General features: G+C 57.1%; 8 protein-coding genes and 1 pseudogene. All 9 read left to right on the top strand.

The window, feature by feature from the left end; translation table 11 throughout:
• Positions 1-319: 319 nt before the first annotated feature.
• Positions 320-1,918, top strand: a pseudogene (locus AC6ROY_RS00045) (MDR family MFS transporter); the annotation flags it as partial.
• Positions 1,919-2,312: 394 nt separating this feature from the next.
• On the top strand, positions 2,313-3,599 hold the full coding sequence (locus AC6ROY_RS00040) for a class II aldolase/adducin family protein (protein ID WP_500097916.1): 1,287 nt from the start codon (positions 2,313-2,315) through the stop codon (positions 3,597-3,599).
• Positions 3,600-3,749: 150 nt separating this feature from the next.
• Positions 3,750-5,822 (top strand): bifunctional aldolase/short-chain dehydrogenase, encoded by a 2,073-nt coding sequence (locus AC6ROY_RS00035; protein ID WP_500098273.1) that lies wholly within the window; start codon positions 3,750-3,752, stop codon positions 5,820-5,822.
• Between the two features lie 35 nt (positions 5,823-5,857).
• The gene (locus tag AC6ROY_RS00030) at positions 5,858-6,244 is read left to right on the top strand and encodes a sensory rhodopsin transducer (protein ID WP_500097915.1); all 387 of its coding nucleotides are present in this window, start codon (positions 5,858-5,860) and stop codon (positions 6,242-6,244) included.
• A 138-nt stretch (positions 6,245-6,382) separates the two neighbouring features.
• Positions 6,383-7,645 carry an L-rhamnose isomerase gene (rhaA, locus tag AC6ROY_RS00025; RefSeq protein WP_500097914.1) on the top strand — a complete coding sequence of 421 codons (1,263 nt, stop codon included), beginning with the start codon at positions 6,383-6,385 and terminating at the stop codon, positions 7,643-7,645.
• Positions 7,646-7,649: 4 nt separating this feature from the next.
• Positions 7,650-9,134, top strand: a complete 1,485-nt coding sequence (locus AC6ROY_RS00020; RefSeq protein ID WP_500097913.1) for a rhamnulokinase — start codon at positions 7,650-7,652, stop codon at positions 9,132-9,134.
• Positions 9,135-9,314: 180 nt separating this feature from the next.
• Positions 9,315-10,073, top strand: coding sequence for a DeoR/GlpR family DNA-binding transcription regulator (locus AC6ROY_RS00015; RefSeq protein ID WP_500097912.1), 759 nt, complete (start codon positions 9,315-9,317; stop codon positions 10,071-10,073).
• A gap of 157 nt (positions 10,074-10,230) precedes the next feature.
• The gene (locus tag AC6ROY_RS00010; protein ID WP_500097911.1) at positions 10,231-11,565 is read left to right on the top strand and encodes an MATE family efflux transporter; all 1,335 of its coding nucleotides are present in this window, start codon (positions 10,231-10,233) and stop codon (positions 11,563-11,565) included.
• 258 nt (positions 11,566-11,823) lie between these two features.
• The coding region (locus AC6ROY_RS00005) for a hypothetical protein (RefSeq protein WP_500097910.1) at positions 11,824-14,698 on the top strand (2,875 nt) is incomplete at its 3' end.

The raw sequence follows: 14,698 nt of genomic DNA, 5'->3' as shown, positions 1-14,698 counted from the left end.
CAATCTAACGAGCAATACCAAGGCAGAGGAAGTTGTGATTTCATCCTAAGTGAAGCGAGGGGATGTGCCGCAGAGACGTACCTGTAGTACCCGTACTGCATCGTCCATGCTGGAATACCCAAGATTCAGTCAGGTAAGGTCGCAGTAAACCAAAACCATCCACCGCCGGGAAGGACTCCGTAAGGAGTCCTTTTTTCGTTGTCCGTTTAAGGATTGACGGATTAAAATTTTTATTGTATATTTCATTATATAATTTAATGTTTTAGTTATAAAATATTGTTTAGCGAAACTATTAAACAACAGAAGGAGACGGATAGATGTGGAGCATTTGACACAGAAGCGAAAGCTGACGATTATGGTTGCCATTATCGCAGCGATGTTTTTCGCGGCCATCAACCAGACGATTGTGAGCACGGCGATGCCGCGGATCATTGCTATTTTAGGCGGCATGAATTACTACACCTGGGTGATTACCATTTATATGCTCACCTCGACAATTGCGACGGTGCTGGTCGGCAAGCTGTCGGATATTTATGGGCGGAAGCCGTTTATATTAGGCGGTATCGTATTTTTTATGATCGGCGCCTTTCTAAGCGGGCTGTCCGGTGACATTATCGAGCTAATCGTTTATCGGGGGATTCAAGGGATCGGGGCCGGAATAATTATGTCCTGTGCGTTCACGGCAGTCGGCGATTTGTTTCCGCCGCGTGAGCGCGGCAAATGGACCGGCGTCATGATGGCTGTTTTTGGCTTCTCCAGCGTGCTGGGGCCGACGCTTGGCGGCTGGATCGTGGATCATATGGACTGGAAGTGGGTATTCTGGATTTTCCTGCCGGTCGGCGTACTAGCCTTTGGTTTAATTATGGCGCTGTTTCCAAAGGTGGAGCGTCGTACCTCGGAGAAAATTGACTACGCGGGCTCGCTGTTTTTGACGCTGACGATTGTGCCGCTGCTGCTTGGCTTCTCCTGGGCAGGCACCAAGTATGCGTGGGGCTCGCAGCAAATTCTCGGATTGTTTGCCGCAACGCTGATTAGCCTTGCATTGTTTATCTGGGTCGAGTCGAAGGCGAAAAGCCCGGTATTGCCGCTGTCTCTGTTCCGCAACAGCATCATTACAATTTCGAATGTCATCGGTTTTCTGATGAATGCGGGCATGATGGGGGCGCTGATTTATTTATCATTTTCCGTGCAAGGTGTGATGGGGATCGCGCCGACGTATTCCGGGTATGTGACAATGCCGATGTCGCTGAGCATGGTTGTCCTAAGCGCAATCACAGGACGGCTTATTACGAAAACGGGCAAATACAAACGTTACGCATTAATCGGCATGCCGATCATGGTCGTCAGTATGATCATGATGGCGTACATGGATCAGGTGTGGATGGCTGTCGCCAGCATGTTGATCTTTGGCTTCGGTCTTGGCCTCGGCATGCCTGTATTTTCGCTGACCGTGCAAAATGCCGCCAAGCCGTCCGAGCTGGGTGTCGCAACAGCTTCCTCACAGCTGTTTCGCAACCTGGGCGGAACAATCGGCATTGCAGTCATGGGCACGATTATGACGTCGCGGCTGACCAGCCATATGAAGGAGCTGTCGGCTTCCGGCGGGGGCGTCGATTTCTCCAGGCTTGATCCGGCAATCGCCGCCAAGCTGTCGGCATTCCAAAATCCGGAGATGCTGCTTGACCAGCCCAAGCTGGCCGAGCTGCAGCAGACGCTGCCGACGCAGGTTCAGCCGCTGCTGACCCACATGATCGACATGCTGCGCGAGGCGCTGAGCGCATCGCTGACTACCGTATTCCTCGCAGGGGCTGCGCTGCTTGTCGTTGCCACGGTGCTGACGTTTTTCCTGCGTGAAATTCCGCTGCGCACCTCCAATGCGTCGACCGAGCTTCAACAGCAGGAGTCCAAGCAGGAGCAAAAGTTCGGACAGCAGGATGGACAGGAAGTGGAACAGCGTGACGAACGAAGGAATGAACAGAATGATCAGAAGAACGGACAGAAGAATGAACAGCAAGACGGCCAGGAAGCAAACGGACTGTCTCCGTCGCGGGCTTGAGCGGCTTTAGCCGTTCTCATCGGCTAGAGTTCAGGAGTCGGGCCGGAGGTTCCGGCCGCTGAACCGCCTGTGATTCAAGGCAGGCTCGCTTCCGACGTCCGGCAGAAGTCTCCGGTTCCCCGATAAGGTGGAGCCTGGGGCTTCTTTTGTTTATGTGAAAAAACTCACCCCCAATCGGCAATACTTATGATAAAATAAGTACAAACAAACGAAATCAAATAAAAACAAACTGAAACAAAAGAAAGGCTGTGAGCGTATGCATATCGGATTTTTGCATCCGGCAGACCAGATTGTCCTGATGATGGAGCGGATTTATGCGTATGGCATGACGACGACCTCCGGAGGCAATCTGTCGATTCTTGATGATAACGGAGATATTTGGATCACCCCGGCAGGCGTGGACAAAGGGGCGCTGACGAGCGCGGATATCGTCTGCGTTAGAGCAAACGGGCAAATTGTTGGGCATCATAAGCCGTCCAGCGAATTTCCGTTTCATCAGCTCGTCTACCGGACCCGGCCTGATCTGAAGGCAGTTGTTCACGCTCATCCGCCTGCGCTTGTCGCCTTCAGCATTGTGCGCCGTATTCCGGACACGAGCCTGCTGCCGGGCGAGGGGCTGATCTGCGGGCCGGTCGGGATGGCCGACTATGCATTGCCCGGCAGCCAGCTGCTCGGCGAGCAGGTTGCCGCTGTGTTTGCCCAAGGCATCAATGCCGTGATGCTGGAAAATCACGGCGTCGTCGTAGGCGGGACTGACCTGTTTGCTGCGTTCCAGGCGTTCGAGACGCTGGACTTCTGCGCGCGGCTGGAAATTAACGCCAGCCGCCTCGGCACGCCGCAGCTGCTGTCGCCGGGGCAAATCGGCGCAGCCGCGCAAGGCTTCCCGGAGCTGGCGGCGTTTATGCCTGAGCTGTGCGGCAGCGCCGAGCGGAAAGCACGCGCCGCGATGTGCGCGCTCATTCGCCGCTCGTATGACCAGCGGCTGTTCACCAGCACGCAGGGAACGTATTCCGAGCGGCTGGACGATGGAGCTTTCCTGATTACGCCGCATGGACAGGACCGCAAATATTTGGAGCCGCAGCATCTTGTCCGGATCGAGCAAGGCGCGGCGGAAGCGGGGAAAACGCCGAGCAGCTCTATTCGGCTGCATCAATGGATCTACGAGCAGCATCCGCATGTCAACTCGGTGCTGATCGCGCATCCGCCGCATATTATGGCCTTTGCCGTCACGGAGACCGCTTTTGATTCGCGGACAATTCCGGAAAGCTACATTTTGCTGCGAGGCACGCCCAAGCTGCCGTTTCAGGCCGTTTATGACGATCCGCAGGGCACGGCGTCGATTTTTACGCCCGATACGCCGATTGCGATCGTTGAAAACAACTGCGTGATCGTCACGGGCAGCAGCTTGCTGAATGCGTTTGACCGGCTGGAGGTAGCGGAATACAGCGCGAAGTCGATCATCGACGCGCGGGCGCTCGGGCCGATCGTGCATATGGAGGCCGGGCATATTCGGGATATCGACGCGGCCTTCGGCCTGAGCTGACAGGCGGCATCAGCCATTTTGCAGCTCAAACAGCAGATGAGTAGCCGAAATCTTTTTGTTTTTGTCTGTTTTTATTCTATACAAAGAAAAACAAACATGATAAACTTGAAATAAGCAAAAACAAAATTATTCAAACATAAACGGAGGTTTATCATGGTACAAAGCTTGTGGGAGAACGATAAGGCATCGCAGCTTCAAGGTGGATTGGAACAGCTCGTATACCGTTCCAACATTATCGGAACAGATCGCCGGGTGTGCAACTGGGGCGGCGGCAACACGTCCAGCAAAACGACGGTGAAGGATTTCCGCGGCCGTGACGTTGAAGTTATGTTCGTCAAGGGCAGCGGCTCCGATCTGGCTACGATGAAAGCGGGCAACTTTACCGGATTGCGCATGGAAGACATTCGTCCGTTGTTCGAGCTTCCGGAAATGTCCGACGAGAAAATGGTTGGTTATCTTGCACACTGCATGATCGACGCCAAGCACCCGCGCGCATCCATCGAAACGCTGCTGCACGCGTTCCTGCCGTTCAAGCATGTCGACCATACGCATCCTGATGCGATCATCAGCCTTTGTTGCGCGGATAACGGCAAGGAGCTGGCCAAGGAAATTTTCGGCGACCGCTTCGTCTGGGTTCCTTATGTGCGCCCTGGCTTCACGTTGTCCAAAATGATCGCCGAAGGCGTGCTTGCGAATCCGAAGGCTGAGCTGGTGCTGATGGAGAAGCACGGTCTTGTCACCTGGGGTGAAACCTCCGAGGCGTGTTATGCGCAGACGATCGCCATTATTAACGAAGCAGAAGCGTTTATCGAAGCGCGCGTGAATGAAGCGAAGCTGTTCGGCGGCGCGAAATACGAGTCGCTGTCCGCAGAAGCTCGCCGTGCGGTAGCGGCTGCTGTTATGCCGACTGTGCGCGGCGCGGTCAGCGATGCGAAGAAAATGATTTTGTCATTCGACGATGCGGACGATGTGCTGGCGTTTGTCAACGGCCAGGATTCCCCGCAGCTGTCCCAGGTTGGCGCAGCGTGCCCGGATCACCTCGTACACACGAAGGTTGTGCCGCTGTTCATTAACTGGGAGCCGAATGTAGAGGATATCGACGGACTGAAAGCGAAGCTGAAGGAAGGCATCGCTGCTTATAAAGAGCAATACAAGGCTTACTTCGACCGCAACAAAAACGAAGGCGACGTGATGTTCGAAGCGGCGCCGCGCGTTATCCTCATTCCAGGCGTGGGTATGATCAATACGGGCAAAAGCTGGGCGATGTCCCAGGTCAGCGGCGCGCTGTATCACCGGGCGATTGCCGTTATGCGCGGCGCGACGGCGCTGGGCAGCTTCGTTTCGCTGAGCGAAAACGAGTCCTACAACGTCGAATACTGGCCGCTGGAGCTGTACAAGCTGTCGCTTGCTCCGGCTGAAGCCGAGTTTTCCCGCAAGGTTGCCTTCATTACGGGCGGCGCAGGCGGAATCGGCAGCGAAACGGCTCGCCGTCTCGTATCCGAAGGCGCGCATGTCGTGCTGGCTGACCTGAACCTGAAAGGCGCGCAGAAGGTAGCGGACGAGCTGAACGCCAAGTTCGGAGACAACCGCGCTATCGCAGTGAAAATGGATGTAACAAGCGAGGAAGCGGTTGTTGCGGCTTATGCGGAGACGGCGATTGCGTACGGCGGCGTAGATATTATCGTCAACAACGCGGGTCTTGCAACGTCCAGCCCGTTTGATGAGACAAGCCTCAAGGAATGGAACCTGAACATCAACGTGCTTGGCACCGGCTATTTCCTCGTGGCGCGCGAAGCGTTCAAGGTGATGAAGGAGCAGGCCATCGGCGGCAACATGGTGTTTATCGGCTCGAAAAACTCCGTATATGCCGGCAAAAACGCTTCGGCGTACAGTGCGGCGAAGGCGCTCGAAGCTCATCTGGCGCGTTGCATCGCGGCGGAAGGCGGCGAGTTCGGTATCCGTGTCAATACGGTGCTGCCTGATGCGATTCTGCAAGGCTCCGCGATCTGGAATTCCAACTGGCGCAATGAGCGCGCAGCAGCGTATGGCATTGAGCCGGATCAACTGGAGGAATACTACCGCAAGCGGACGACGCTGCTGGTCAACATCTTCCCGCGTGATATCGCAGAGGGCATCGCATTTTTCGCTTCCTCGAAATCCGAGAAGACGACGGGCTGCATGCTGACCATTGACGGCGGCGTACCGGCGGCGTTCACGCGCTAAGCCGCGCCTGCTGACATTCAAGGAGGAGTCCGGATATGGAAACGAAGACGACAATCGAAGCCAAAGGCGCGACTTATTGGGTCATCCCGGATGCGTACATCCCGGAAAAAAGCTCCGGCGAGCTGACCAGCCATGAGTCGGTTTGCGTGCTGAATACGGGAGCCGAGGACGCGCAGCTGCTGTTTACGATTTTTTTCGAGGACCGCGAGCCGATGGAGGACGTTCCTTACATCGTGCCGGCGCGGCGCACCAAGCATATTCGCACTTCCTCATTGCTCAAGGAAGGAACGCCGATCCCTGTCGGCGTTCCTTATGCCATTGAGGTGCGAAGCAATCAACCGATTATTGTGCAGTACAGCCGTCTCGACTCGACGCAGGCGGAGAACGCGCTGATGTCCGTCGTCGCTTATCCGGTCAGCTGACCGGGAGCAAGCAGGCGGACTGCGCTGTCCCGGCGGCGATCATTGAGCGAATTAACTGAATTGAGTCAAGTTGACCGAAACGTGAACTGATCGAAACTTGACTGCAACCAACCTAATTTGAGGTGGAGGAATTCCGACATGTCTTCAACGATCGAGAGAAGCTATAACGAAGCCAAGGAGCTGTACGCCAAACACGGCATCGACGTGGACCAGGCGCTGGAGCAGCTGGCGAACATTAAAATTTCCATGCACTGCTGGCAAGGGGACGATGTACGCGGCTTTTTGTTCCGCGACCAGGACCTGACCGGCGGCATTTCCGTAACCGGCAACTATCCGGGAGCAGCGACTACGGCTGCCGAGCTGCGTGCCGATTTGGAGAAAGCGTTTTCCCTGATTCCGGGCAAACATAAGGTGAATTTGCATGCCATTTATGCGGACACCGAGGAAAAGGTAGACCTCGACCAGCTGGAGCCCAAGCATTTCGAAAATTGGGTGCAATGGGCGAAGGAGCAAGGGCTTGGACTTGATTTCAATCCAACCTTGTTTTCGCACGAAAAATCAAGCGACGGCTTTACGCTGAGCCATTCGGACCCGGATATTCGCAAATTCTGGATCGACCATTGCAAGGCTTCGCGTAAAATCGGCGCTTATTTCGGCGAGCAGCTCGGTCAGACATGTGTAACGAACGTCTGGATTCCCGATGGCTTCAAGGATGTGCCGGTGGATCGTCTGTCGCCGAGAAAGCGGCTGAAGGAGTCGCTGGATGAAGTGTTTGCCGAGGAGCTGAACCCGGCTTATCATCTGGATGCGGTCGAAAGCAAGCTGTTCGGTATCGGGTCGGAAGCTTACGTCGTCGGCTCGCACGAATTTTATATGGGCTACGGCCTGCAAAACAACAAGCTGATCTGTCTGGATGCAGGCCATTTCCATCCGACGGAGGTCATCTCCAACAAGCTGTCGAGCTTGTCGCTGTTTGCCGAAGGTATTTTGCTGCACGTGAGCCGTCCGATGCGCTGGGACAGCGACCATGTCGTTGTGCTGGACGACGAGCTGCTCGACATCGGCAAGGAGCTGGTGCGCGGCGATCTGCTTGGCAAAACGCATATCGGCCTCGATTTCTTCGATGCGAGCATCAATCGTGTAGCGGCTTGGGTCATCGGCACGCGCAACACGATCAAGGCGCTGCTGCGTGCGATGCTGGAGCCGGTGGAAGCGCTGAAGCAGGCTGAGCTGAGCGGCGATTATACGACCCGTCTCGCGCTGACTGAGGAATTCAAGTCGTATCCGTTCGGCGCGGTATGGGATTACTACTGCGAGCAGCAGGGCGTGCCGGTGCGCGAGCAGTGGCTGGCTGATGTAAAAGCTTACGAGCAGGAAGTTCTGCTGCAGCGCGGAAGGTGATCTTGTGACGACCGTTCTCGCTTATGACCTGGGCGCGAGCAGCGGCAGAGCGCTGCTCGGCCGTCTCACCGACGACCGTAAGATTGAAACGGAGGAGCTGCACCGTTTCCCGAATGACCCTGTGCAGGTGGGCGACCGCCTGCAGTGGGACCTGCTGCGCCTGTACCATGAGATCAAGCAGGGCTTGCTCAAGGCGAAGCATCGCGGCGTGCAGCCGGCCAGTCTGGCGATTGATTCCTGGGCCGTCGACTTCGGCCTGCTGGGCCGCAACGGAGAGCTGCTGGGCAACCCCTACCATTACCGCGACCGGCATACGGAGGGCATGATGGACCGGGTGTTTGCCGAGCAGGTCGGCAAGGCGGAGCTGTTTGGCCGTACCGGCATTCAATTTTTGCCGTTTAATACGATTTTCCAGCTGGCTGCGTTGAAACGGGCGGATTCCCCGCTGCTGCGCGAGGCTGACAGCTTTCTGATGATTCCGGATCTGCTGCGGTATTTCCTGACGGGCGAGCAGCTGAATGAATTCTCGAACGCAACGACGACGCAGCTGTACAATCCGCTGCAGGGCGATTGGGACCGCGAGCTGTTGGCGAAGCTGGGCATTCCGGCTTCGTGGTTCGGTCGGGTAGCCCAGCCGGGCGCGGCTGCGGGCGAGCTGCTTGGCTCGGTCCAGACGGAGCTGGGCGTCGGCGCGATCCCTGTTATCGCGGTTGCCGAGCATGATACCGGCTCTGCGGTTGCCGCCGTTCCGGCGCTGGAGCGCTCCTTCGCTTACTTGAGCTGCGGCACCTGGTCGCTGATGGGGACAGAGGTAGACGCACCGGTGGTGAGCGAGCAAGCGCTGGCCTACAACTTTACAAATGAAGGCGGCGTCGGCGGCACGTACCGGCTGCTCAAAAACATTATGGGCTTGTGGATCGTGCAGGAATTGAAGCGCGAGTGGGAGCGCCAGGGACTTGATTATTCCTTCCCTGAGCTGGTTCGGCTGGCGGATCAGGCTCCGGCATTTGCCGCGTGGATTGATCCGGATGATCCGTTGTTTCTGGCCGCTGGAGATATGCGTGTTCGTATTCGCGACTATTGCAGCCGCACCGGGCAGCGTGTGCCGGAGCAGCCGGGCGAGGTCGTCCGTTGTGTTTTCGAAAGTCTGGCGTTAAAATACCGTTATGTGCTGGAGATGACGGAAAGCTTGTCCGGCCAGCAGTTCGGCGGCCTGCATATGGTTGGCGGCGGCATCCAAAATGAGCTGCTGTGCCAGTGGTCGGCGAATGCGATCGGCAAGCCGGTATGGGCCGGTCCGGCCGAAGGCAGCGCAATCGGCAACCTGGTCGTCCAATGGATGGCGCAGGGTGTATTTGCGGACATATGGGAAGCGCGGCGCGCGATCCGTGACTCGTTCCCGGTCAAGACGTACGATCCGCAGGATAGCGGAGCCTGGGACGATGCGTACGGTCGGTTCAAGGCGGTTACAGGATTGGTGCAGCTTTAATTTGCGCCGGTTAGCTTGATGAAAGAATCGCGGCTGCCCGGCAGCGTAAGCCAAGCTGGGTACCGTGTATTGGAAGCAGCGGCAACCGGAGGAATGCTGCAAGCCGGTGAGCCGAGCCGGACGTATGACCGACACTTGCAGACAGCTGTACAGGCTGAGCAACGATAGGAGAGGGAGCGTATGCTGGTAGCTGAACGATACGAGCTGATTGTCCAGCTGGTGAATGAACGGGGCAGCATCCGCGTCTCCGAGCTGAGCGAGCTGTGCGGCGTCACCGAGGAAACGATTCGCCGGGATTTGGACCGTCTGGAGGCGGCGGGACGGCTGCGCCGTTCGCATGGCGGGGCGGTCAGCGTGAAGGAGACGCAGGCCGAAATTCCGTATTTCGAGCGTGAAATTATGCATGCGGACGAGAAACGGCGGATTGCCCAGGAGGCGATCCAGTGGATTCAGCCGCACGACCGCGTGCTGCTGGATGCAAGCACAACGGCCTGGTATATGGCCTCGTATTTGCCGGACATTCCGCTGACGGTGCTGACCAATTCGGTGAAGGTCGCCAGTGAGCTGAGCGGCAAGGAGAAGATCGAGGTTATCTCCACCGGCGGCCGTCTCGCCAAGCGTTCGTTGTCCTTCGTCGGCCCGCTTGCTGAGCGTTCGATGGATGCCTACCATGTCGATAAGCTGTTTCTGTCGTGCAAGGGCGTACATCTGGAGCGCGGAATCAGCGAGTCGAGCGAGCAGCAGGCGCTGGTGAAGCAGAAGATGATCGGCATTGCGGAGCAGGTCATTTTGCTGGCGGATGCGAGCAAGTTTGGCGTGCGGGCATTTACGCATGTCGCGGAGCTTGGCGTGGCCGATGCGATCATTACCGACCGCGGTTTGCAGGAGCAGACGGTTGCCCAATTGCAGGAAAGAGGGATACGCGTTTCCCTTGTCTAAAAGATTTAGGATCGGATCGAGCCGGATTTGCGGGGCTTGGTCCTTTTTTTTGGATTTGTCAGCGTTTTGCCGGGCAAGCCCCAAAAGGCTGCACGTTCATTCGGGAGGGACATTCATCGCCATGTCAAGGCAAAGGCAAGCAGCAGACCGAATCTCATTGTGGCATTTAAGTTGGCCGATTGGCATCGAGCTGTTTTTTCAATTTTTGATGGGGACGGCGGATACGTTGATGGTCAGCCGGATCGGAGACCACGCTGTCGCGGCGGTAGGCGTATCGAACCAGCTGCTGCTGTCGGCGCTCACGTTATTTTCCCTGATTAATGCGGGGGTAGGCGTCGTCGTGGCGCGCAAATGGGGGGCGGGACGGCCTGATCTGGCCCGGAAAACATCCGTTATTGCGCTGCAGGCAAACACAGTTGCCGGGATTGCATTCAGTTTGTTTTTCGCTTTCGGGTCGATGCTGGTGCTTACCCGGATGGGGACGCCGGCAGACGTGCTGCCCTATGCAGGAACGTACCTGACGATTGTCGGCGCCGGTACGCTGGCCGTCGTGCTGCATGGGGCGCTGAACACGGTCATTCGCAGCATGGGCAATACAAAGGGACCGATGTACATTACACTCGGAATGAACGTACTGCATGTTGCGCTGAATTACGTGCTGATTTTCGGCGAGCTGGGCTTTCCGGAGCTCGGCATCGCCGGAGCGGCCTGGTCTACGCTGATCAGCCGTATAGCAGCCTTGGCCGTTACACTTTGGCTGCTCTGGCGCTCCTTCCCGGCCTGGTCCAGGACGGACTGGACGACGATGGACCGGCCGCTGTGGCGGGAAATATTGTCGATCGGGCTGCCGGTGTCCGTCACGGCGCTTTCCTGGGGATATTCGCAAGTTTTTATGCTGAGCATGGTGTCCAGCATGGGCGCGGCAGCCTTGTCCTCATATACGTATGTGCAGACGCTTCAGCAGTTTCCGTGGATTTTCGCCAGCGCGATCGCAGGCGGTCTCAGTATTCGTATCGCGCAGCTGTATGGAGCGGGACGGTTCGCGGACATGTATGACAGCTTTTATCGTGCGCTGCTTCCCTGCGCGCTGCTGCTTACCTTGACGACCAGTGTGGTGTATATGCTGGGACGCCCGATTTTGGCGCAATTTACCGCTGATCCCGCCATTGTGGAGCTTTCGCTGCCGCTGCTCGCGATCTGTATGGTCTGGCAGCCGATGCGGTCGATCGGTTTATGCGCGGCCAGCTCGCTGAACGTTGTCGGGGAAGCGAGAGCCGTCGGCCTGATGGCTGTTTTCGGGATGTGGGCGCTGGCGGCAGGCGGCACGTATGTTTTCGGCATATACCTTGAGCTGGGGCTGATGGGGTTGTTTCTGGCGCTTATTTTGGATGAAGCGGTACGCGCCTCCTTCTATGTGCTGCGCTGGCGGAAAGTGAAGCCGGCCCGGCAGGTTACGGACAACGTCGGGGTAACTGCGTGCGGCGGGATGTAGGCCTTGAGGCAGAGGAGCACCAACTTTCGTATCAGATCAAGCCGGTTTACGCGGCTTGTTTTTTGGTTTGCTTACAGGTTAATTCTTGAAAATAATCAATAAAATTTAATTATTTTTAATGCAGGACTATAGGACTAAATGTCGAAAAATTGATTCATCACCTAACATGTCGTTCTCGAAAGTCCCGGGATCGAGCCATTAAGACTTTCAGACGCTTGGGGTGCCAAGGTTTCTACATAAGGGTCGGGGAGGGGCATCATGAAAAAGAAACAGTTCAGCAAGGCGAGGCGGTTGAAGGGCAAGCTGGGACCGGGATCACTTGGCATGCTCGCGGGTGCGACGCTGCTGGCCACAAGCCTGACGCCGGGCGTACCTGGAGGCTGGGGAGAGCAGACGGCGCATGCGGGGCCGATGCCGAAGGAATCGCTGCTCCTGAACATCAAGTCAGACCGTACGTATGGCGTCGGGGAACTGGGCGGCTATAACAAGGACACCGATTTGTCCTCCAAGTCAGTGGTGGATGCGAGCCCGTTCGGCTTCGACAACTGGTTTCGCGATCCTCTCCCATTTAATGGAAAAATATACGGGTTGTTTTCCTCGCCGGACAACAAAGCCGGGGGCTTATTCAGCAGCTTCGACGGCACCCGGATCACGTATCACGGCAATGTCAGGCTGCAGGAGGCCCGCAAGTTTGTCGAGCTGAACGGGACGATTTATTTTTTGGCTGCCGGTATGGGCAGTGGGGACGCCACGCAGCTGTACGGCTATAACACAAACACGGATACCTTCTTCCAGGTGAGTGATCCGGCGCATGCGCCAAATTATGAAACGGGCGTTCAGGTCTATAACGGGGCGGTGTATTATTTCAGCAACACCCAGCTCGTGCGATGGACGGGTTCTGTCTTCGAGGAGCTTTGGGCGCTGAAGGCAGGCGGTACAGGCGTGGTCGGCTCGATCACGGTGCTGAACGGGGCGCTGTACTTCGGTGCTAATGACCCGAGCGTGCCAGGCATTGACTACAGCGAAGTATTCAAGTATGACGGAACAGCCGTGACGCGAGTGACTCAGCATAACCCGGCTATCAATTATTCTTCCTCGGCTACTGTACGCCAACTGATCGGTTATGGCAGCAAGTTGTTTTATAGCGGCGATAATGCGAATAACGCTTACAGTGATCCCGGCAGTCGGCAGCAATGGCTCATATCCGTTGATCCGGTCACAGGCGTCAGCACGACTGAATTCGTCGCAGGCGCAAGTGGCGATGGTTATGTAACCGGCATATGGGTGGTGGACAATGAGCTCTATTTCTCGGCTCGCGCCAACGGCTCCAATGTCTATAATCTGTACCGTTATGTGTCGCCAGGCAATGCGGTCAATCTGACGAACTTTACAGAGCCCAATCTGGATGTACGGAGTGTGCTTGGCTACGGCGGGCGCGTGTACTTCACAACTTATAAAGGGCTGCATCGTCTCGATGCGGCGCTCCAGACGGCAGAGGCCGTCGCGTCCTTCCCGGCTTTGGCTGACTCGGATGCGTACTCGGAGAACTTCGATCCCGGCGCGCTGGTTTTCAGCGGCCCGCTGGCTCCGGTCGTGACCGGGGTACGCGACTTGAAGGCGGTTATGGCGGGACAGTCCGTTGCTGTTGCGGAGCATGCGATCGTATCGGATATCGACTCTGCGGGCATCGTCTCGGCATCGGTGACATTCAGCGGCAGCCAGTCGGTCGGAGATTCGCTGTCCTTCACGGCGGCGCATGGCATCTCCGGCTCGTATGACAGCGGCACGGGCGTGTTGTCCTTGTCCGGCTCCGCCACGGCGGCGCAGTATCAGGAGGTACTGCGCAGCGTCATCTTTACGGCGGGAAGCGCAGCAGGAGATCGGAGCCTGAGCTTCAAGCTCACCGACAGCGACGGCAATGCTTCCTGGGCGGAAGCTCCGGCGGCTTTTGCGACGGTTGCCGTTGCAGAGGCTCCAGGCCATATCGCGCAGCTGACGTTCGATACGGCCCCGACTGGCGCAGACGGAGCATATGCGGCTATGGTTGAATACGCCGAGCCGAATCTCGACAAGATTCAAATTATCGCGGCCAATAGCGACTCGACGTTCGGATTAACGTACGACAGTGCGAAGGAGGGACTGAGGATCGAGCCGGGGCTGGATTCGAGCACCTTCCTGCCCGTGCAACCGGACATCCTGACAGTCAAATCGGCCAATGGCAAGGCGTTTGACCTTCAAGGACTGCGCTTCCTGGACGACTATTCGTTTATGTATAGCGAGATCAGGTTTGTCGGCTACAAAAACGGCGCACAGGTGGCGGAGGAAGAGCTTTATGTCAACGCAGGCGGACCGCTGACGACGCTGCTGCTTCCAGCCTCCTTCAATCAGGTCGATGAGGTTCGGATCAGTCTGGCCGGCAGCTCGGCGTTATATGGGGCAGGCATTGGCGGCTTGATCGACGATATTTTGATTCTCAGTAAGTCCGACGGCGTGCCGCAGGCTGCGCCGACGGCAGCCAGCGTGGCCGCTACGGGCACGGCGCAGGTCGGAGAGACGCTGACGGGCAGCTATACGTACAGCGATGCGAACGCCGATCCGGAGGGGACAAGCACATTCAAGTGGTACAGATCGGATGATGCGGCGGGCACGAACAAGGCTGTGATCAGCGGAGCTGCATCGTCCACCTATATGCTGCAGCAGGCAGATCAGGGCAAGTACATCAGCTTCGAGGTGACGCCGGTCGCCCAGTCCGGGACGCTCGTCGGAGCCGCTGTTGAAAGTGCGCCGACCGCAGCGGTAGCGGCTGCGCCACCGCTGTCGGTCGTCGATAAGTCCGTTTCGGCATCCAATGCGCCGGAAACAGGTCTAGCCACGCTGACCATGGCGTTTCAAGAGGCGGTTAGCGCCTCGGCCGGGAGGGACATTCGGATTCGTCGAGTCTCGGACGATCAGCTCGTGGAGACGATCTCGGCCACCGATACGTCGAAGGTGAATATCCAGGGCGCGAACATGACGGTCAACCTGAGCGCGAGCCTGCTGTACTACAGCACGGCGTATTACGTGGAGATCGACGAGGGAGCGTTCCGTGCGGCGGCTGGCGGAAGCGGCGGGGTGTATGCGGGCATCGCGGACA

Source organism: Paenibacillus sp. sg306046 (assembly GCF_059821225.1).
The sequence above is the reverse complement of the archived record's forward strand: the minus strand, read 5'-3'. Positions and strand labels throughout refer to the sequence as shown.

Coding starts and splice junctions, on each gene's coding strand:
- AC6ROY_RS00040 (WP_500097916.1), top strand. CDS start 2,313: ATGCATATCGGATTTTTGCATCCGGCAGACCAGATTGTCCTGATGATG.
- AC6ROY_RS00015 (WP_500097912.1), top strand. CDS start 9,315: ATGCTGGTAGCTGAACGATACGAGCTGATTGTCCAGCTGGTGAATGAA.
- AC6ROY_RS00030 (WP_500097915.1), top strand. CDS start 5,858: ATGGAAACGAAGACGACAATCGAAGCCAAAGGCGCGACTTATTGGGTC.
- rhaA (WP_500097914.1), top strand. CDS start 6,383: ATGTCTTCAACGATCGAGAGAAGCTATAACGAAGCCAAGGAGCTGTAC.